The sequence below is a fragment of the Nonomuraea sp. NPDC049649 genome (assembly GCF_040675175.1).
GTDB lineage: Bacteria > Actinomycetota > Actinomycetes > Streptosporangiales > Streptosporangiaceae > Nonomuraea.
In genome coordinates, this window is sequence record NZ_JBFAOH010000008.1 from 1 (window position 1) to 17,274 (window position 17,274).

21 protein-coding genes and 1 tRNA gene are annotated in these 17,274 nt (G+C 68.9%); 12 read left to right on the forward strand and 10 right to left on the reverse strand.

Features of this window, described 5'->3' with window-relative positions; translation table 11 throughout:
* The first annotated feature begins 124 nt into the window (after positions 1-124).
* Positions 125-883, forward strand: coding sequence for a hypothetical protein (locus AB0J42_RS12990; RefSeq protein WP_364292596.1), 759 nt, complete (start codon positions 125-127; stop codon positions 881-883).
* On the opposite strand, the gene AB0J42_RS12995 is transcribed toward AB0J42_RS12990, so the two are convergent.
* Positions 852-1,490: a helix-turn-helix domain-containing protein gene (locus tag AB0J42_RS12995; RefSeq protein ID WP_364292599.1), complete on the reverse strand. Its 639-nt coding sequence runs from the start codon at positions 1,488-1,490 to the stop codon at positions 852-854. The genes AB0J42_RS12990 and AB0J42_RS12995 overlap by 32 nt on opposite strands.
* A gap of 61 nt (positions 1,491-1,551) precedes the next feature.
* Here AB0J42_RS12995 and AB0J42_RS13000 point away from each other — a divergent pair, with 61 nt between their 5' ends.
* Positions 1,552-2,187: a methyltransferase domain-containing protein gene (locus AB0J42_RS13000; protein WP_364292602.1), complete on the forward strand. Its 636-nt coding sequence runs from the start codon at positions 1,552-1,554 to the stop codon at positions 2,185-2,187.
* Here the strand turns inward: AB0J42_RS13000 and AB0J42_RS13005 are convergent.
* Complete coding sequence (locus tag AB0J42_RS13005; RefSeq protein WP_364292605.1) at positions 2,184-2,546, reverse strand: helix-turn-helix domain-containing protein; 363 nt, start codon at positions 2,544-2,546, stop codon at positions 2,184-2,186. The genes AB0J42_RS13000 and AB0J42_RS13005 overlap by 4 nt on opposite strands.
* Positions 2,547-2,610: 64 nt before the next feature.
* Between AB0J42_RS13005 and AB0J42_RS13010 the strand changes: the two genes are divergently transcribed.
* From AB0J42_RS13010 to AB0J42_RS13020, 3 genes are all read left to right on the forward strand, one after another.
* The gene (locus AB0J42_RS13010) at positions 2,611-3,510 is read left to right on the forward strand and encodes an LLM class flavin-dependent oxidoreductase (protein ID WP_364292608.1); all 900 of its coding nucleotides are present in this window, start codon (positions 2,611-2,613) and stop codon (positions 3,508-3,510) included.
* Positions 3,507-4,820, forward strand: a complete 1,314-nt coding sequence (locus AB0J42_RS13015; RefSeq protein WP_364292611.1) for an FAD-dependent oxidoreductase — start codon at positions 3,507-3,509, stop codon at positions 4,818-4,820. The genes AB0J42_RS13010 and AB0J42_RS13015 overlap by 4 nt, the downstream gene beginning before the upstream one ends.
* A gap of 358 nt (positions 4,821-5,178) precedes the next feature.
* A complete protein-coding gene (locus AB0J42_RS13020) occupies positions 5,179-5,334 on the forward strand; it encodes a hypothetical protein (protein WP_364292614.1) in 156 nt (51 codons plus the stop codon).
* A 239-nt stretch (positions 5,335-5,573) separates the two neighbouring features.
* Here AB0J42_RS13020 and AB0J42_RS13025 read toward each other — a convergent pair whose 3' ends face one another.
* Positions 5,574-7,028: a hypothetical protein gene (locus AB0J42_RS13025; protein ID WP_364292617.1), complete on the reverse strand. Its 1,455-nt coding sequence runs from the start codon at positions 7,026-7,028 to the stop codon at positions 5,574-5,576.
* A gap of 87 nt (positions 7,029-7,115) precedes the next feature.
* Here AB0J42_RS13025 and AB0J42_RS13030 point away from each other — a divergent pair, with 87 nt between their 5' ends.
* A complete protein-coding gene (locus AB0J42_RS13030; protein WP_364292620.1) occupies positions 7,116-7,694 on the forward strand; it encodes a TetR family transcriptional regulator in 579 nt (192 codons plus the stop codon).
* A 112-nt stretch (positions 7,695-7,806) separates the two neighbouring features.
* Positions 7,807-8,298 carry an SRPBCC family protein gene (locus tag AB0J42_RS13035; protein WP_364292623.1) on the forward strand — a complete coding sequence of 164 codons (492 nt, stop codon included), beginning with the start codon at positions 7,807-7,809 and terminating at the stop codon, positions 8,296-8,298.
* A gap of 176 nt (positions 8,299-8,474) precedes the next feature.
* Here AB0J42_RS13035 and AB0J42_RS13040 read toward each other — a convergent pair whose 3' ends face one another.
* Together AB0J42_RS13040 and AB0J42_RS13045 are read right to left on the reverse strand one after the other, a co-directional pair.
* Positions 8,475-9,017: a flavoprotein gene (locus AB0J42_RS13040; protein WP_364292626.1), complete on the reverse strand. Its 543-nt coding sequence runs from the start codon at positions 9,015-9,017 to the stop codon at positions 8,475-8,477.
* Positions 9,014-10,408, reverse strand: coding sequence for a helix-turn-helix transcriptional regulator (locus AB0J42_RS13045; protein ID WP_364292629.1), 1,395 nt, complete (start codon positions 10,406-10,408; stop codon positions 9,014-9,016). Before AB0J42_RS13045 ends, AB0J42_RS13040 begins: the two co-directional genes overlap by 4 nt.
* 142 nt (positions 10,409-10,550) lie before the next feature.
* Between AB0J42_RS13045 and AB0J42_RS13050 the strand changes: the two genes are divergently transcribed.
* Together AB0J42_RS13050 and AB0J42_RS13055 are read left to right on the forward strand one after the other, a co-directional pair.
* Positions 10,551-10,736 (forward strand): hypothetical protein, encoded by a 186-nt coding sequence (locus AB0J42_RS13050; protein ID WP_364292632.1) that lies wholly within the window; start codon positions 10,551-10,553, stop codon positions 10,734-10,736.
* Positions 10,733-11,041, forward strand: coding sequence for a hypothetical protein (locus tag AB0J42_RS13055; protein WP_364292635.1), 309 nt, complete (start codon positions 10,733-10,735; stop codon positions 11,039-11,041). Before AB0J42_RS13050 ends, AB0J42_RS13055 begins: the two co-directional genes overlap by 4 nt.
* A gap of 379 nt (positions 11,042-11,420) precedes the next feature.
* Here the strand turns inward: AB0J42_RS13055 and AB0J42_RS13060 are convergent.
* The 3 genes from AB0J42_RS13060 to AB0J42_RS13070 form a co-directional block, all read right to left on the reverse strand.
* Positions 11,421-11,496: transfer RNA gene (locus AB0J42_RS13060), tRNA-Ala, on the reverse strand.
* Positions 11,497-11,514: 18 nt separating this feature from the next.
* Complete coding sequence (locus AB0J42_RS13065) at positions 11,515-12,246, reverse strand: HAD family hydrolase (protein ID WP_364292638.1); 732 nt, start codon at positions 12,244-12,246, stop codon at positions 11,515-11,517.
* Positions 12,247-12,261: 15 nt separating this feature from the next.
* Entirely contained in the window at positions 12,262-12,381 is a 120-nt protein-coding gene (locus tag AB0J42_RS13070; RefSeq protein WP_013130296.1) for a DLW-39 family protein, read from the reverse strand.
* Positions 12,382-12,660: 279 nt separating this feature from the next.
* Between AB0J42_RS13070 and AB0J42_RS13075 the strand changes: the two genes are divergently transcribed.
* From AB0J42_RS13075 to AB0J42_RS13085, 3 genes are all read left to right on the forward strand, one after another.
* Positions 12,661-12,873, forward strand: coding sequence for a heavy-metal-associated domain-containing protein (locus tag AB0J42_RS13075; protein WP_364292641.1), 213 nt, complete (start codon positions 12,661-12,663; stop codon positions 12,871-12,873).
* Between the two features lie 182 nt (positions 12,874-13,055).
* The gene (locus tag AB0J42_RS13080) at positions 13,056-13,730 is read left to right on the forward strand and encodes a hypothetical protein (RefSeq protein WP_364292644.1); all 675 of its coding nucleotides are present in this window, start codon (positions 13,056-13,058) and stop codon (positions 13,728-13,730) included.
* 19 nt (positions 13,731-13,749) lie between these two features.
* The gene (locus AB0J42_RS13085) at positions 13,750-15,951 is read left to right on the forward strand and encodes a heavy metal translocating P-type ATPase (RefSeq protein WP_364292647.1); all 2,202 of its coding nucleotides are present in this window, start codon (positions 13,750-13,752) and stop codon (positions 15,949-15,951) included.
* A 5-nt stretch (positions 15,952-15,956) separates the two neighbouring features.
* Here the strand turns inward: AB0J42_RS13085 and AB0J42_RS13090 are convergent, their stop codons facing one another.
* Both AB0J42_RS13090 and AB0J42_RS13095 read right to left on the reverse strand, forming a co-directional pair.
* On the reverse strand, positions 15,957-16,475 hold the full coding sequence (locus tag AB0J42_RS13090; protein ID WP_364292650.1) for a universal stress protein: 519 nt from the start codon (positions 16,473-16,475) through the stop codon (positions 15,957-15,959).
* Positions 16,476-16,547: 72 nt separating this feature from the next.
* On the reverse strand, positions 16,548-17,231 hold the full coding sequence (locus AB0J42_RS13095) for a hypothetical protein (protein WP_364292653.1): 684 nt from the start codon (positions 17,229-17,231) through the stop codon (positions 16,548-16,550).
* Positions 17,232-17,274: the final 43 nt, after the last annotated feature.

Sequence of the window (17,274 nt, forward strand, 5' to 3'; positions counted from 1 at the left end):
GGTCAAACGCCGTACCGACGTCAGTGTCACCCACGCCAGCCCGCCGACCATCCAACTCGAAGGACTCCCAGCAGCGGCTTAACTTAGCGGCATTGCATCCAGGCCCGGAACGGAGCGGGACGCCTTGCGGGGAAGACGACGATCGTCGGCCGGCGTCGGAAAAGCCGTCGCCTTCGCGGCTCTTGCGCTTATCACCGCGGTGATCGGGATCTGGCAGATCGGTGGCAGCGCGGCCGAGTACGAGCAGTATCAGAACGCCCTCCCCTGTCGCACCGAGCGCGTGGAATGGGGCGACGCGAGCCACTGCCACGAATTCCGAGCAAGGGTGACAGAGAAAATCCCCGCTCGCCAGAACCGCGGCATTCGGCAGAATCCCCGGCTGGAAATCGAGGCACTGGACCACGACCAGCCATACAAGAGGTTCTTTCCGGTCACGACCGTGTTCCGCCTGGTCGAGGTCGGTGACGAGATTTTGGTGCACGACTGGAACGGCAAAATCGTCCAGACGAGGGTGGCGGAAAAATGGTGGGACACGCCTGACACCCCGGTGGACGATCCCACCCGGGAGATGCGCGCGGTCGGACTGTTCGGGGCGGTGGCGCTCATCACCGTCGCTTTCGGAGTTCTGCCACGGCTCGCCGTAAGGACACCTGCGGGTGAGCACCGAAAGGGCGTTTTCCTGGCGGGGATGATTCCCTTCGCCATCACCGGTTTGGGGGGAACTCTTATCGGCCCGGGCGGGTGGGATCGATACCTTCTAATATGCGGCGGAATTTTCGTCGTCACGTCCGCGGTCGTGGCGGCCTTCTTTCTCGTCCTCCGCTCACAGAAGCGTGGCGAGGACGGCACCGTCAGGGTGAACGATCGCAGAGCTGGGAAGTAAGGGTGGCCCGCGCCCACTCTTCAAATGCCTCCGGTGACCAGCCGCGGTCGCGGACGAAGATCAGGTAGAGCTGCGGGCTGAGCAGGCCGTAGAGCAGGTCGGCCGTCGTCTCGGCGGAGAGGCCGGGGCGGGCGTCGGGCTTGCCGACCAGGGCTTCGGCCGCCGTGCGTTGCACGGTGTAGCGCGGGTCGGGGCCGCCCGTCCACTGCGCGGCGATCTCCGGGTCGGTGGCCGCGGCGGTCTCGATCAGCGGCATGATCGGGGCGACCCGGCCCAGGATCTCGCAGGTGCCGCGGACGTGGGCGCGTAGCTGCCCGGCCGCGGTGGGTTCGGCGCACGCGGTGCGGAACCACTCGCGGTCCATGGTGGCGACGGGCTCGGTGTCCCCGGCGATGGACGTGTCGACGACGTCTTTGAACAGCGTGCGCTTGTTGCGGAAGACGAAGTAGACCGTCTGTACGGCCACACCGGCCCGATCCGCCACCTCTTGCAGGCTCGTCGCCCCGTACCCCTGCGCCACGAACAGCTCGCGAGCCGCCTCGATGACCTTCTCCCTGGTCCGGCGTGCGCGCTCGGCCCGCTTGTCCGGCCGCTTGACTCTTTCCATGGGGCGAGTTTAACTTTAAAGCCCAACACTAGAGTTCAACTCTAATTACGAGGAGAAGCCCATGGCCCAGTCCAGCCAGACAGCGCAGGAGCAGGAGGAAGAGGCCGTCTATCGAGCGATGGAGGGCTACTACCTCAACGGCAGACCGCCGTGGGACACCGGCGTGACCCCGCCCGAACTGGTCACCCTGGTGGAGGAGCACGACGGACCGCCCGGCCGCGTGCTCGAACTCGGCTGCGGCACCGGCACCAACGCCGTCTACCTCGCACGGCACGGCTGGGACGTGACGGCCGTCGACCTGATCGACCGCGCCGTCGAGCAGGCCCGGGAGAAGGCCGAGGCGGAGGGAGTGTCGGTACGGGTGCTCCAAGGGGACGCCACCCGCCTGGACGACCTGAGCGTGCCCGGCCCGTTCGACCTGTTCTTCGACCTGAGCTGCTACTGCGGGATCCCCCTGCACCGCCGCGACGCCTACGCCGCCGGGCTCACCGAGCGCGCCGCTCCCGGAGCGCGGCTGCTGATGTTCGCGTACGGTGGCGACGCCCAGCACAATCCGAACCCCGAGATCAAGTCGTGGGACGCAGGCGTCACCGCCGACGAGCTGCGCACCAGGTTCGCCGGCTGGGAGATCGTCGACCTCACGCCGGGCACCAACCAGATGCCGACCTTCTGGGTCACGCTGCGCCGCGACAGCTAGCGAAGACTGTCAGCGGCTTGCCCGCGGCGGCGGTGACTCCAGTCGACCAAGGGCTGCAGGATGGACATCAGCTCTTCCCCCTCCTGCGACAGGGTGTAGAGGATCTGCACCGGCGTGGTCGGAATCACGGTGCGCGTCATCAGACCCTCGGCTTCGAGCTCCTTGAGCCGCTGAGCGAGCAGCCGATCGGAAATCCCCTGCACCGCGTGGCGGTACTCGCCGAACCGGCGAGCACCCCGTCTCCCGGCGAGCAGGATCGCGCTGGTCCACCGGCGGCCCACGAGCTCGACGGTGTCCTGAAAGCTACGGCAGCCCGGTTCGAAGATGGCCGGGCTGCCGGGTGCGGATTCGATAGTCACTTACCAAAGATTAGTAGCTAATCTCGTATTTGCCTATCAGCGCCCCCGTACCGACCATGAATCCGTGACTGACTACGGACAATCCCCCACATTCGGACTCGCCCTCGACCCCGGCGTCGACCAGCTCGACCGAACCTTCCGGCTGGCCGGCAGCGCCGACGAGGCCGGGCTGGACTACCTGGCCGTCCAAGACCACGCCTACCAGGCCGGGCACCTCGACACCTGGACCCTCATCACCCGGCTGACAGCCGAGACCAGGCGCATCACGTTCCTCACCGACGTCCTCGACCTGCAACTCCGCCCACCCGCCATGCTGGCCAAGGCCGCCGCCTCGCTCGGCGTCCTGACCGAAGGCCGCCTCACCCTCGGACTCGGCGGCGGCACGTTCACCGACGCCATCGCCGGCATGGGCGGCGGACGCCGCACCCGCGGCGAAATGGTCGCCTACGCCGAAGAGTCCCTGCACGTGATGCGTGCCGCGCTGGCCGGCGGCGGCGTGCGCCTGGTCAGCGACCACCACGCGATCGAAGGCTACTCGGCCGGGCCCGTGCCGCCCGCGCCCATCCCGCTCTGGCTCGGCGCCCAGAAGTCCAAAATGCTCGCCGTCACCGGCCGCTCCGCCGACGGCTGGATCTCACCCCTCAACATCTACGTCCCACCCGACGAAGTCCCCGCCAAGCAGAAAATCATCGACGAAGCCGCACGTGAAGCGGGCCGCGACCCGGCCCGGATCCGCCGCATCTACAACGTGATCGGCGCCATCGGCCGCTTCCGCGGCAGCCAAGGACTGATCGGCGACGTGCGCGTCTGGACGGAAACCCTCACCGAATGGGTGGTCGAGCTGGGCTTCGACACGTTCGTCTTCTGGCCGATGACCGACCATCAGGCCCAGTTCGAGGTGTTCGCCGCCGAGGTCGTCCCGGCGGTCCGCGAGCAGGTCAGCCAGATCCGGGGGCAGCGATGACCACCTCCGAGCTGCAGGACAAGATCGTCCTGCCCCGAGACAGCCGCTACCGTCAGCTCCGCTCCACGTACACGACCGTGGGCTCCCCCGCCGCCGTCCTGCTCCCCGAGAACCCCGCGCAGGTCGCCGCCGCACTCCGCTACGCCCGCGAGCGGAACCTGCCCTTATCCGTACGAAGCGGCGGGCATGGACTGTCAGGCCGGGCGACCAACGACGACGGTGTGGTCATCGACCTGTCCGGCATGAACCGGGTCGACGTGATCGACCGGAAGGCGCGGATCGTCCGGGTGGAGGCCGGTGCGCGCTGGGCCCAGGTCGCGCAGGCGCTCACCCCGTACGGACTCGCGATCAGCTCCGGCGACCACGGCAACGTCGGCGTCGGCGGGCTCGCCACCGGCGGAGGGGTCGGCTGGCTGGTCCGCCAGTACGGGCTCACCATCGACCACATCCGCGCGGCCGAGGTCGTCCTGGCCGATGGCAGGGTTGTGCGTGCCGACGCCGACAACGAACCCGACCTTCTGTGGGCTGTGCGGGGTGCCGGTTCCGGGGTGGGGGTCGTGGTGGCCTTCGAGATCGAAGCGCTCGAACTGCGGGACGTGGGAATCGCTCAGCTCGCCGTGGGGCTCGACCGGGAGGGGCGTGCGCTGCGGCGGTGGGCCGACTATATGGCGTCCGCTCCGCGTGAGCTGTCCACCGCCGTTACGCTCGTGCCGCATGGGCGGTCTGCGGTCGCCTCCATTACCGCCGTGGTGGCGGGGGCCAGTGAGCGGCGGCTGCGGGCGGCTGTCGAGCCGCTGCTCGCGATCGGCACCGGGGTCCTCGACGAGCATGCGCAGATCGCTCCGTACGCTGCGCTGGTGTCTACGGCGCACCTCCATCCGAACGTCGGCCAGCAACCCGTCACCACCACCAACGGGCTGCTGACAGCCATGACCGATGACGACGCGGCGGCGATCATGTCCGTCGTGACCGGGCCGGGGCAGCCGTTGATCCAGATGCGGTCCCTGGGCGGGGCGGTCAACGACGTGCCGGCGGATGCGACCGCTTACGCGCATCGGCATCATGGGGTGCTGGTGATCGGCACGATGTTTCCGCCACGAGGCGGGGCGCGGCTGGATGCGGTCTGGGAGCCGCTGAGTGGTCGGGTTGACGGTGCGTACATCGGGTTCGAGAGCCGGCCGGACGAGAGCGCCTTCAAACGGATCTACCCGGACGCGACCGGTGACCGGGTCAGGGAGGTATGGAGCCGGTACGACCCGGACGGCATCTTCCAATCCCTCTGGCAGCCGTCTCAAGCGAAACGGCGGTGAACGACGACTCGCCAGTACGTTCAGAGCGGTGGGCTGATGGTGCGAGCGGCTGATTCAACGGTCAGGATCGAATGTCCTGGGCTCCACCATCTCCCCCCACCCCTTGACCATCCGAGGGGTGGGCCGTGGAGCCCGCCCGCCCTCGTGGGACGCGCCTTCGGCGCACCGGGCTTCGCCGTCAGGTACTTGGTTGACCGCTTGGCAGATGATGTCTTGCTTGTCTGAAGGCGTTGGCGGTGGCAAGGACACCAGGGGCTTTGGGCGCCGGGTAACCGCTGGTATGAGGAGGCCGTACCGCACGCGGAGCGGCTGTACGAAATCTATGTGAAAGAGCGCGCAGAGGGGAGGAGCAGAACCAATGACAACGTTCAAGAAGTGGAACCGCGCCAAGCACGTTGAGCAGGCCGGAGGGGAAGAGGCCCTTGCCGAGACCCGGCGCATCGTTGACGACTTCATCGATGCCTGGCAGCTTGCCCAGAGCGCTGCTCCGACACAGAACGAGTCGCTCTCCTGATGGCTGAAGGCGCGTGTCGCACAGATCGAGCGTGGCGAAGTCTCATCCGTGGACGTAGTGGCCCGCTATGTAGAGGCCGTCAAGCTGTGTGCCGGGCCTCTGTAGTGCGCCGATCGGTACGCGGGCCCATGAACTCGAGGTGTGTCTTCGTCAGCTTGCCGACACGTAGCTTGTAGGTGGCACGGTTGGCGGCGAGTTCGAGCCGCGCCACCTTCACTGATGCCGCCGGGTGAGCCAGGTCAGCCGCTTGGCGGGCCCGGGCTCAAAGCCGGTGTGGTCTCGACGTGCACGCCGGAGAAAACGGGCAGGGCCGGTCGGGCGCCCTTCAGGTACGTGTCGAAGAACGCCACCGTATAAGCGTTGATGATGGCATGGGCCCGCTCTGCCCCGATGGGACCGGAGAAACCCAGCAGGGAGCTGACCGGCGACCAGGCCGCCGCGTCCGTGTAGTCGAGGTGGAACGTGTCCGGCATGGTGACGAAGTAGCCGTCAGCCGGACGTTTGCCGTAGGCCGCTCGCATGGTTGCCTGGTGCTGCTGGATTTCGGTTTCGTCCCAGCCTTCGCGGCGCATGGTGGCGGCGTCCCTGGTGAGCCACATGGCAGGGGTGCGGACGCCGTCGCGTACGACCTCGGCGGTCATGCGGGCGTCCATGACGAGAGCGGCGCGCAGGCGGGGCTCCAGGTTGGCGGCCGGCGGGGCGACGATGCCGCCCAGTGACACACCGAACACCCCGGCGCGCGCCACGTCGAGCCGCCCGGTCAGGACCTGGCGCGGGTCGGCCCGGTCGAGGTCGCTCAGTCGGTCCAGCGCGAACGACACGTCGCGGGCGAGATGCGGGATCAACCCCTGGGGGAGCGTGTGCGTGAGGCTCTGGTCGATGAGAGCGCGCATCCGGTCCCGGGGCAGGGCCCGGACCGTGCGCCCGTCGGGGAACGCGACCGCGGCCGCGGTGTACGGCTGATCGAGGCCCGCGACCACGTACCCGCGCGAGGCCAGTTCCTCGGCCTGGAACGTGTTCGACTGGCGGAAGCCGTGCGCACCGGTCAGGAAGATCAGCACCGGGTGCCGGCCGGGAACGGCGGGCACCCCGGCGACGGCGTTGGTGCGTACCTGGCGCAGGTGCCGGAAGGTGATGCCGGGCACGCCGAGCAGCCGGGCGACGCCGTCCGGGAGGGCGTCGTCCTGCATGTACGAGGCGCGCCGCGCGGACGCCTCAGCCCGGGCCGGATACCAGATCTGCGCCATCAACTCGCGCGGCGCTCCGGGATCAGGGCCGAAGATCTCTCGGCGGGAGTGATCGACCCAGTGGTACGTGAGGGTGCCGACACCGTACGGGCCGGTGGGGCTGGGGAAGCGGAACACGGGCAGCAGCGACGGCACGGTCACCACGACCGCCATCGCGACCGCGAGCACCACCCCTGCCCGCCTCGTCCGTCCCCCTGGGAGGAGGGCACGCCCATCGTTCATCTGCTGGCGCACGGCGGGGATCGCGCCGAGTGCCCACACACCCAAGAACGCCGCCAGCACGTACGCCGGAGCCATCGGCCACCGCGCCCCCTCCGCCAGCACCTGCACCGCAACCGCGACCGGAATCACCAGCCCGAGCAGCGCGGAGACGCGCGGCGGCCGGAACGGCAGACCGAGGCACACCAGCGCCTCCGCCACCACCAGCACGATCTCGAACGGCCTCATCGTCGCCCCCGTCCCCCGAACTCTATGGCAGTATCTGCCACATAGGCAGTGACTGCCATCGGAACGGTTACGCCGTACGCTGGCGTCGTGTCCTTGACCCTTCGCCAGCGCAACCGGCTCTCAGCGATCCACCAGATCATGGACACGGCGATGGACCTGTTCGACGAACGCGGCTACAACGCCGTGACGATCGACGAGATCGCCGCCGCATCCGGGGTGTCGCCACGCACCTTCTACCGCTACTTCGGCACCAAGGAAGGGTTGTTCACCACCGACCCGTTCGCGGCAGCCGGTCTCGACCTCCACTCCACCCAGCTCGACCCGGACGACCTGCCGGGCTCGCTGGAGAGGCTGATCAGTCTGCTGAGCGAGTCCCCCGGCCACTCCCCCTGGCGCGGCATGCGCTACGTGCTCGAAGAACCGGCCGTGCGCGCGGCGGTGTACGGCTCGCTGGACGAGGCCGCCGAACGCCTGGCCGCCCGGCTGCGCGAACGCGGCGACTCGCCGGCGCAGGCCCGGGTGGTGGCGCGGGCGTTCTGGTTCGGGGTCTACTTCGGCTCGCTGGAGCAGTGGCACCTGGAGGGACGTTCACGTCCCCTGCTCGACTACGTCCTGGAGGGCATGAGCGCCCTCACCGCCGTGAAGCCCCCAGGCGACTCCCGGTAGCTGTCCCGGACCCCAGGACCCATCTGATCCGAGGCCAGCCACCAGGGGAAACAGCCTGAGGTGAGGCTGTTAGCGTGGGTTCGTTCCCGTCAGGAACCTGGAGCGCTCCGCCATGAAATACACCGTCTCGATCGAAATCGCCCTGCCCCGGGAGAAGGTGGCCCAGCTGCTCGCCGACCCGGCGCACATGCCGAAGTGGCTGCGGGGCCTGGTACTGCACGAGCCGATCAGCGGAGAACACGGCCAGGTCGGCACCAAGTCGCGGGTCGTGATGCAGATGGGAAATCAGAAGATGGAGGCCACCGAGACCATCACGCGCCGGGAGCCGGCAGACCTGCGCGAGATCCCGAAAGAGACCGTCGTCCACTTCGAGCGCGAGATCGTCGGCAAGGGCATGTGGAACGCCGCGCGCGAGCGGCTGATCGAAGCCGGCCCGGAGACGACGCTGTGGGAGAGCGAAAACGAATACCGGTTCGACCGCTTGCTGATGCGGCTGGTGGCGCTCATGATGCCCGGTGCCTTCCGCAAGCAGTCGCTACGGCACATGCAGGACTTCAAGGCGTTCGCCGAGCAGGGCAAGGACGTCCGCGAAGCGAAGGACTGACCTATTTGTTGACAGGAGCAGCAGGCGCGCGATGCTCAAGCCAAGCTCGGTCCTAATTCAGTGATACGACGGCATCACAGCCTGGAGTGATCTGGTGCCTGAGGAGCTACGTCTAGCAATCATTGGAGCGTTCTGGCGCGCGGCCCGAGCACGGCCGTGCGCGAGAACGGCGCTGCCTACGAGAACAGTTCGGCAAGTGCTTTGAGTGCCCGATTCCAGGGATAGGTGTCGATTCGATCAGCACCAGAGCTTGGCGGATGGGACTCGAACTCGCCTGGGCCGAGCAGGACGCGAACGCCTTCGGCTCGAAGGTCTTCGACGCTGCGGATGAACGGCGTGCGCGAGGCCAGCGCGGTGTTGACGAAGGGCAGGACCACGACGGGGATGCCCAGCCCCGGGGCCTCGGACAGGATGCCGAGGGCGTAGGTGTCGGCGATGCCCTGGGCGAACTTGTTGATGGTGTTGTAGGTCGCCGGCGCGACGATGATGGCGTCGGCTCGCGGTGACTTGGGCTCGTGCGGCTTGCGGTATTGGCTGCGGACGGGGCGGCCGGTCTGCTTCTCCAGCGCGGGCACGTCGATGAAGCCGAGGGCGGATGGGGTGGCGATGATCTGGACGGTCCAGCCGTCTTGCTGGGCCATGGTTGCCAGGCGGCCGACTTCACCGGCCGGGCCGGCGGCGCACACGATGATGTAGAGGACCTTGCCCGGTTGGGTCACGCGATGACTCCCAGCGATTCGGCGTATTCGCGGGCTTCCCGGCGCACGCTGATGGGTGCGGTGGCCAGGATGTCACGAACGAGCCGCCAGGCTGTGGCGCGGCCGGTGACTTCTTCGGGGGCTATCTCGCCGGCCACCCGGAGGATGTGCAGGGCCTTGTCGTGCTGGTTGCGCATGAGGAAGGCGCGGGAGGTGTCGAGCAGGAGGGTCGCCTTGCGTTCGTTGATCGGCAGCTTGTCGAGGTCGACCTGGCGGGCGTAGTCGATGGCGATGCCCGCGTCGCCAAGCCTGAGAGCGATGGTGACGCGGTGGCACAGGACGTTGTTCGGGCCGAAGGCGGTCCACATGTGGTTGCCGTCGTGGCCGAGCCGGGTGGCTGCCTGTTCGGCTTCGTCCAGGAGTTCGGCGATGGTGTGCCGGTTGCCGGTGTGGGCGGCGGCGATGGCGCCTCGCAGCAGCAGCAGGGAGCCGTAGATCGACAGGTCGTTTTCGGATGGCTGGGTGAGGTCGGCGTCCATGCGCAGGGCTGCGGTGCGGGCGGTGTCGGTAGCGGTGCGGTGGTGTCCGCCGTCCATGAGGGCGTGGGTGATGATGCGGGAGCTGGAGCCGACCATGAGGGGGCTTTGGCTGGCGTGGGCGGCTTGGACGCTGCGGTCGGCTGCGAGCCAGGCCATCCCCTTGTCTTCCTGCTTGAGCAGGATGGAGGCGGCGACGTGGTGTGCTTCGGCGGACAGGGCGTGGGCTCGTAGGCGTTCGTCGCCCTCTGCGTAAGCGCATGCCGTGCGCAGCTTGCGCACGAGCGTGGGCAGCTGGGTGGCGACCCGGGAGTAGCGGCAGGCTTGGTAGTGCTGCTTGGCCAGGGCGACGCCGGCCGCGAGGGCTGCCAGATCGATCGGGCCGTCTGTGGGTGGGGTGTGGTCCACGAGAACGGCGGCCAGGTCCTCGCCTTGGTGCTCCGCGGGCTTGGTGTCGCGGCCGTCGTTCAGGACGACGCTGAAGAGCCCGGCTCCGGTGAGGCCGACGAATTCACGGCGTCGCACGTCGTTCTCATCCTCCCCGAGGTTGGTGTGGTCCACCGTATGGACGACGTTGTCGTCTTCAACTTCTCTTTCGTTCGGGCTCGGCTCGGTGATGATGCGGGATCGGCGGGTTGGGGTGAACCCGAGGTCTTCGGGGTCTTGGTGGGTGACTTCCTGGATGGCGAGTCGGTAGGGTTCGTGTGGCCATTTGACTTCCCCTACTTCCCAGCGGCGGATGCGTTCCTCGTCGCAGGTCAGCCCGTGTTTGATGCCGCTCGCGCTGAGGTTGATCAGCTTCGCCATTTCGGCGCGCGTCAATCCGGCTTTCTGGCGCCATGTCCGAAGTTTCGCGTTCGGAGTCGGCTTTGTCATGGGCGCTCTGCTTTCCGATGGAGGATCGAAAAGGGGCTGAGAGGGGGGCCTGTTAGGGGAGCTCCAGGTGTCGAATTGCCGGTGGACTTGTCATCAACGAACACGGTACGTGAAACGGCCAACCCGAAGCAGGGATAGCCGGATGAACGAGGAGATCGCGATGGTGATCCTGCCCCTAGCAAGCCCGCGGGTGCCCGGCGTGTCGAGACGTGGGGCGAAGCTGTGCACCTCGCGCCGCGTGCTGCTCGGGGGCGCTGGTGTCGACGACTACAGCACGGGAGAGCGTGAATGCCTCGGCGACGGCCTGGCCGAAGGGGATGAGCAATGAATCCGATCATGACGTGTACGCCTGAGGTGCTGCACCAGCGCGATGTCGCGGTCAAGCTGGTACGGCTGCGCGACCTGCTCGTCGATCTCGGGGTGCCAGCGGAGCTTCACGACAACGACAGCTCGTTGATGGTGCCGCGTCCGCATGGCGGCTTGCCGGTGTGGGTGACGGTGGACGGGCGGGGCGAGGTCTACATCTGGGGCGATGGCGAGCGGCATCCGGCCATCGACCCCAAGAGCCTTGCCGGGGCGTTGCGGGAGTTGGTGCGCACGCCGCGCATCAGTACACCGCGCGTTGGCGGCTGAGAGACCGGCGCGGCGAGGTGGCGGTCCCTCCGCACGGCTGTGGAGGATATTGCGCTGGCCCTGCCTCGTCGCGCCGCACCACCCCTCGGCGGGTGAGGGACACTGCAAATCTCGAGCAGGGGCTTGGTTGCTGGTGGTCCCGCGTGCAGTGCTCTACTCGGGTCCGCCGGGGGCCTGTAGAGGGTTAACACCAATAGAGCCTCACCAACGCCCTCGGGCAAGCGAGACACCATCTGCCGAGCGGTCAACGAAGTACCTGACGGCGAAGCCGGCGCGCCGAAGGCGCGCCCCAGGAAACACAGCCCGAGCGAAGCGAGGCCCTGGAAGACGGGCGGGCTGCCACGGCCCACCCCTCAGATGGTCAAGGGGTGGGTGGAGATGGTGGAGCCTAGGAGATTCGAACTCCTGACTTCCTGCTTGCAAAGCAGGCGCTCTGCCAGCTGAGCTAAGGCCCCTTCAAGGATGAAGATAGCTTACCGGGCCGACACGGGTACCCGCGCGCTTCCCAGATCACCCGTGAGGATCAGCTCGGGCAGTAAGTCGAGCGAGTCCAGGATGTGGGTGGCGCCGCCGCGGAGGAGGCGTTCGCGGCTGTGGCCGTCGGGGCTGAGGATGCCGGCGACGACGGCGGCGCCGGCGCGGCGGCCGGCGAGGATGTGGCTTTCGGTGTCGCCGGCGACCGCTACTTGGCGGACGTCGGGGATGCCGAGGCGGAGGACGGCATGCAGGATCATGTCGGGCCAGGGACGGCCGCGGCCGCCCGCGTCTTCGGGGCTGATCGCGAGGTCGATCTTGTCGTGCCAGCCGAGGAGGCCGAGGACGCGGCCGAGGGTGTCGCGGCTGAAGCCGGTGAGCAGGGCGAGCCTGATGTCGGCGCCGCGGAGTTTGTCGATGACTTCGAGGACGCCCGGCGTGGGGGTGAGGCCGGAGCGTTCGAGTGCGCCTTCGTAGGCGCGTTCGAAGGTCAGGTTGGCGGCCTGGGCGCGGGCTTCGTTGTCGGGGAAGATGCCCCGGAAGACGTCGATCTGTGATTGCCCCCGGGACCGGTGTACGTGCACCATGGCACGCGCGTACGCTCCGGTCCCGGGGACGATGCCCTGGGTGGCGATCGCCTCGGCGAACGCACGCTCTACCGTGGCGATGTCGCCGACCGTGGTGCCTGCCAGGTCCAGGCACACCAGCTTGATGGGGACGATGTCACTCATCGCCTCGCCGGTCGGTTAGTTCTCGCTACCGGTCGCCTCGGTCCAGAGATCCAGCTCTGCCCGGTCGGCCTGAACCTTGCGCCAGATCAGCAGCCCCCCAAGGGCGACCAGCGCCAGAACAAGCAGCTTCTTCACTGTGTGACCCCACTTCTTCGACGGTCTCGCCCGCTGGGCATGAGCCAGCGGATGTTTCGAAGCCTAGCAAGGGATGGCTGCCCTCCCCGTGTTTGCGGGGACCAGATGTATGGATTGTTCGGTAACACGCGGCCACGGGCATTGACATACCCCCTAGGCGTATATATCGTCCTGCCCATACCCCCACCAGGTATGGGAGCGCACGCCCCGATACATACCCTCCGGGGGTACGGCGGTAGACTTCGGGAAGAGCAGTACGACCATATGAAGGAGCATGAGATGGCCACCGCCACCTACACCGTCAAGGGCATGACCTGCGGACACTGCGTCAGCTCCGTCAAGGAGGAGGTCGGCGAGGTGGCCGGCGTGACCTCGGTCGACGTCGACCTCCAAAGCGGCCGGCTGACCGTCGTCAGCGACGGCCCGCTCGACGAGGCGAAGATCAGCGGCGCGGTCGAGGAGGCCGGATACGAGCTGGTGAGTGCCTCATGAACACCGCGGCCCGGCTGAGCCTCTACGGCGCCGGGCTCGCGGTCGTCTTCGCCGCCGCCCTGGGCGCCGGCAGCGCGGTCGGGCCAGCCCCGAGCGCGGCAGGCCAAGAAGCAACAGGCCAGAAAACAACAGGCCACACAACGGAAGCGGCCCACGAAGCACATACCCCCGGGGGGCTTCAGGTGTCCGAGAACGGCTACACCTTCACCCGGATCGCCACCGACGACCCCGACGACTTCCGCTTCGAAATCACGGACCCGGACGGCGACCCGGTTACAGCGTACGACGTCGAGCACGACAAGAAGCTCCACCTCATCGTCGCCTCCCGCGACCTGACGGCCTTCCACCACCTCCACCCGGAGCTGGCCGACGACGGCACCTGGCACACCCGGCTCCCCCTCAAGGAGCCCGGCCCGTACCGAGCCTTCGCCGACTTCAAGCCCACCGGCGCCGGCAAGCTGACCCTCGGCCTGGACCTCCAGGTCCCGGGCGACTACCGCCCGCAGCAGCTCCCGCACGCGAGCACCGAGGCCCGCACCGGCGACTACACGGTGACCCTCGACGGCGCCCTGGAGCCGGGCCGGTCGAGCAGGCTGACGCTCAAGGTCGGCAAGGACGGCGAGCCGGTGACCGACTTGGAGCCCTACCTCGGCGCCTACGGTCACCTGGTGGCGCTCCGGGCAGGCGATCTCGCCTATTTGCACGTACATCCGGAAGAGACAGGCGCGGGCCCGGAGATCACGTTCTCCGCGGAGGTGCCCAGCGGCGGCGCCTACCGCCTGTTCCTGGACTTCAAGCACGACGGGGAGGTGCGGACGGCGGCCTTCACCGCCGAGACCGCACCGCACGGCCACTGACGCCGGGAGGAGAAGAGTGATGTCCTCGCTCACGGAAGACCGCCGCAACGCGGTCGAGCTCTCGATCGGCGGCATGACCTGCGCTTCCTGCGCGAACCGGATCGAGCGCAAGCTCAACAAGCTCGACGGCGTGACCGCGACGGTCAACTACGCGACGGAGAAGGCGAAGGTCACCTTCCCTGCCGAGCTGGACCCGCAGGCGCTGGTCCAGGAGGTGGAGAAGGCCGGCTACACGGCCGAGCTGCCGCACGAGGAGCCGGAGGAGAAGCCGGAGACGCCGGACAACAGCCTGCGCGACCGGCTGCTCGTCGCGATCGTGCTGAGCGTCCCGGTGGTGGCGATGGCCATGATTCCGGCGCTGCAGTTCCGTTACTGGCAGTGGCTGTCGCTGGTGCTGGCGGCGCCGGTGGTGGTGTACGGGGGCTGGCCGTTCCACAAGGCGGCCTGGGCGAACCTGCGCCAGGGCACGGCCACCATGGACACGCTGGTGTCGATGGGCACGCTGGCGGCGCTCGGCTGGTCGCTGTGGGCACTGTTCTTCGGTACGGCCGGAGAGCCGGGCATGACCCACCCGTTCGAGCTGACGATCCAGCGGACCGACGGCTCCGGCAACATCTATCTGGAGGCCGCGGCGGGGGTGACGGCGTTCATCCTGGCCGGGCGCTACTTCGAGGCGCGGTCCAAGCGGCGGGCGGGGGCGGCGCTGCGCGCGCTGATGGAGCTGGGCGCCAAGGACGTGGAGCTGGCCGACGGCCGCCGCGTCCCGATCGACCGGCTCAAGGCGGGCGACCGGTTCGTGGTCAGGCCGGGCGAGAAGATCGCCACGGACGGCGTGGTCGACGAGGGCACGTCCGCGGTGGACGCCTCGATGCTGACGGGCGAGTCGGTGCCGGTCGAGGTGGGGCCGGGCGACGCGGTGACGGGCGCGACCGTGAACGCGGGCGGCCGGCTCGTCGTCCGCGCCACCCGGGTCGGCGCCGACACGCAGCTGGCGCAGATGGCGCGGCTGGTCGAGGAGGCGCAGACGGGCAAGGCCGAGGTGCAGCGGCTCGCCGACCGCATCTCGGGCGTGTTCGTACCGATCGTGATCGCGCTCGCCGTGGGCACGCTCGGGTTCTGGCTCGGTACGGGTCACGGGGCGGGGGCGGCGTTCACCGCGGCGGTGGCGGTGCTGATCATCGCCTGCCCGTGCGCGCTGGGGCTGGCCACGCCGACGGCGCTGCTGGTCGGCACCGGCCGGGGCGCCCAGCTCGGCATCCTGATCAAGGGTCCCGAGGTGCTGGAGTCCACCCGCAAGGCGGACACGATCGTGCTCGACAAGACCGGCACGGTCACCGAGGGGCGGATGACGCTGACCGGGGTCCACGTGGCCGAGGGCGAGGACGAGGCCGAGGTGCTGCGCCTGGCGGGCGCCCTGGAGCACGCCTCGGAGCACCCGATCGCGCGGGCCGTGGCCGAGGCGGCCAAGTCGGACGCGACGGTCGAGGACTTCGCGAACGTCGAGGGGCTCGGCGTGCAGGGGGTCGTGGACGGGCACGCGGTGCTGGTCGGCCGGCCCCGGCTGCTGGAGGAGTGGTCGCAGCACCTCACACCCGAGCTTCAGCGGGCGCTGGAGCAGGCGCAGGACGCGGGCCGCACGGCGGTCGCGGTCGGCTGGGACGGCCGGGCGCGTGCCGTGCTGGTGGTGTCCGACGTGGTGAAGCCGACCAGCGCGGAGGCCGTCAAGGAGCTGAGGCGGCTCGGTCTGACGCCGATCCTGCTGACCGGAGACAACGAGCGGGTGGCCCGCGCGGTGGCGGCCGAGGTGCGCATCGACGAGGTGATCGCCGAGGTGCTGCCCGCCGACAAGGTCGACGTGGTCAAGCGGCTGCAGGGCGAGGGCAAGGTCGTGGCAATGGTGGGCGACGGCGTGAACGACGCCGCCGCGCTCGCCCAGGCCGACCTGGGGCTGGCGATGGGCACCGGCACCGACGCGGCGATCGAGGCGTCCGATCTGACGCTGGTCCGGGGTGATCTGCGGGTGGCGGCCGACGCCCTGCGGCTGTCGCGCCGGACGCTCGCCACCATCAAGGGGAACCTGTTCTGGGCGTTCGCCTACAACGTGGCGGCGCTGCCGCTGGCCGCGATGGGGCTGCTCAACCCGATGATCGCGGGGGCGGCGATGGCGTTCTCCAGCGTGTTCGTGGTGAGCAACAGCCTGCGGCTGCGGGCGTTCAAGTGAGCGGGTCAGTCGTGACCGCGCCCCCGGTAGCGGCGGGTGCGGTCCGCTGACACCTCCGGCTCGTCGGGCGGGGTCGGCTGCTGCACGATCACCACGGTCGTCTTGGCGTGGCGCGCGCAGTACATGCTGGTCGAGGGCAGGAACATGCGGCTGAACAGGCCGCGGCGGCTGCGGCCGAGCACCAGCAGGTCGCCTTCGCGGGCCAGGTCGACGAGGTGGTAGCCGGGGTCGCCGACCTTGGACACCATGACGGTGTGGATGTCGTCGGGCACTCCGCCCGCCACGTCCTCGAAGACGCCGGCGATCACCTCGCTGCCGCGCGCCTCCTCACCGGACCTGATGGCGTGCTGGACGGGCAGCGCCTCGGGGAACGGGTGCACCGGGGCCCGGCTGACGTGCACCGCGACGATGGCCATGCGGCGCAACCGGGCCGTGCCGATGGCCCAGGCCAGGGCCCAGCGCGAGGCCGGGGTCTCGTCCACCCCCACGATGAGCCGTGCGCCGCCGGGCATGTCCTGATCCACCACGCCCTCCCTTGCCGAGATATCCATAATGCGCCTTATGGCTAGTAACCGGGAGGTATGAGTTTCGGACCCTCACACCAGGTCCAGCAACCCTCTGTAGAGAAATTCACGTTCTGCCCGGGAAAGGGCGTGGTATGGCACCGCCGCCCGGCGGTTGGTGCCCGCTTCGACACGCGTGCGCAGCGGACCGGGCTCCAGCGCGACGACCTCGGCCGCGGTCAGCCCCGCCTCCCGCCAGGCGGCCGCGTGCGCGTCGGCGCGGGCGTAGCGTAGCGCCGCCAGCCTGTTGAAGAGCAGCAGCCCCGCCGGTGACCCCTCGGGCTCGTACGGCGGCGCCATCGCCGCGAGCGCGTCCCCCGGCTCGGCCGTCGCCTTGCCGAGCACCCGCTCGGCCAGCGCGGCGAGAGGTCCGAGGTCGCGGCCCCGCCAGATCCGCGCGGTGGCGGCCGCGTGACTGATGTACAAGCCTCGTACGAGGTCGAAACCCTGATCCGTCAGCCGGAGCGCGTCCCCCTCGTCGGCCAGGTCGCCACGGCGGACGTGCTCGCGGATGCCATCCTCAAGCTCGTTCTCCCCCGCGTACCGGTAGACGGCGGCCAGGTCGCGGCGGGTGAGTGCGCGCAGCGGGAGCGTGAAGCGCAGGTCGTTGAGCATCCCGAGATCGGAGTGGGCGGCGGCGTGCACGTGGATGTGGACCGCGTCGACGACCGGGGCGATCGCCGCCGCGTAGGCGTCCGGATCCGCAGGGATCAGCATCCGGCGCATTATTTCAGGACATCCGGCGCTACGTGGGGAAATG

What these genes read in the sequence shown, in the direction of transcription:
- AB0J42_RS12995 (WP_364292599.1), bottom strand. Translation starts at nt 1,490, where the DNA reads ATGGAAAGAGTCAAGCGGCCGGACAAGCGGGCCGAGCGCGCACGCCGG.
- AB0J42_RS13000 (WP_364292602.1), top strand. Translation starts at nt 1,552, where the DNA reads ATGGCCCAGTCCAGCCAGACAGCGCAGGAGCAGGAGGAAGAGGCCGTC.
- AB0J42_RS13015 (WP_364292611.1), top strand. Translation starts at nt 3,507, where the DNA reads ATGACCACCTCCGAGCTGCAGGACAAGATCGTCCTGCCCCGAGACAGC.
- AB0J42_RS13020 (WP_364292614.1), top strand. Translation starts at nt 5,179, where the DNA reads ATGACAACGTTCAAGAAGTGGAACCGCGCCAAGCACGTTGAGCAGGCC.
- AB0J42_RS13025 (WP_364292617.1), bottom strand. Translation starts at nt 7,028, where the DNA reads ATGAGGCCGTTCGAGATCGTGCTGGTGGTGGCGGAGGCGCTGGTGTGC.
- AB0J42_RS13035 (WP_364292623.1), top strand. Translation starts at nt 7,807, where the DNA reads ATGAAATACACCGTCTCGATCGAAATCGCCCTGCCCCGGGAGAAGGTG.
- AB0J42_RS13045 (WP_364292629.1), bottom strand. Translation starts at nt 10,408, where the DNA reads ATGACAAAGCCGACTCCGAACGCGAAACTTCGGACATGGCGCCAGAAA.
- AB0J42_RS13050 (WP_364292632.1), top strand. Translation starts at nt 10,551, where the DNA reads ATGAACGAGGAGATCGCGATGGTGATCCTGCCCCTAGCAAGCCCGCGG.
- AB0J42_RS13055 (WP_364292635.1), top strand. Translation starts at nt 10,733, where the DNA reads ATGAATCCGATCATGACGTGTACGCCTGAGGTGCTGCACCAGCGCGAT.
- AB0J42_RS13065 (WP_364292638.1), bottom strand. Translation starts at nt 12,246, where the DNA reads ATGAGTGACATCGTCCCCATCAAGCTGGTGTGCCTGGACCTGGCAGGC.
- AB0J42_RS13075 (WP_364292641.1), top strand. Translation starts at nt 12,661, where the DNA reads ATGGCCACCGCCACCTACACCGTCAAGGGCATGACCTGCGGACACTGC.
- AB0J42_RS13085 (WP_364292647.1), top strand. Translation starts at nt 13,750, where the DNA reads ATGTCCTCGCTCACGGAAGACCGCCGCAACGCGGTCGAGCTCTCGATC.
- AB0J42_RS13095 (WP_364292653.1), bottom strand. Translation starts at nt 17,231, where the DNA reads ATGCTGATCCCTGCGGATCCGGACGCCTACGCGGCGGCGATCGCCCCG.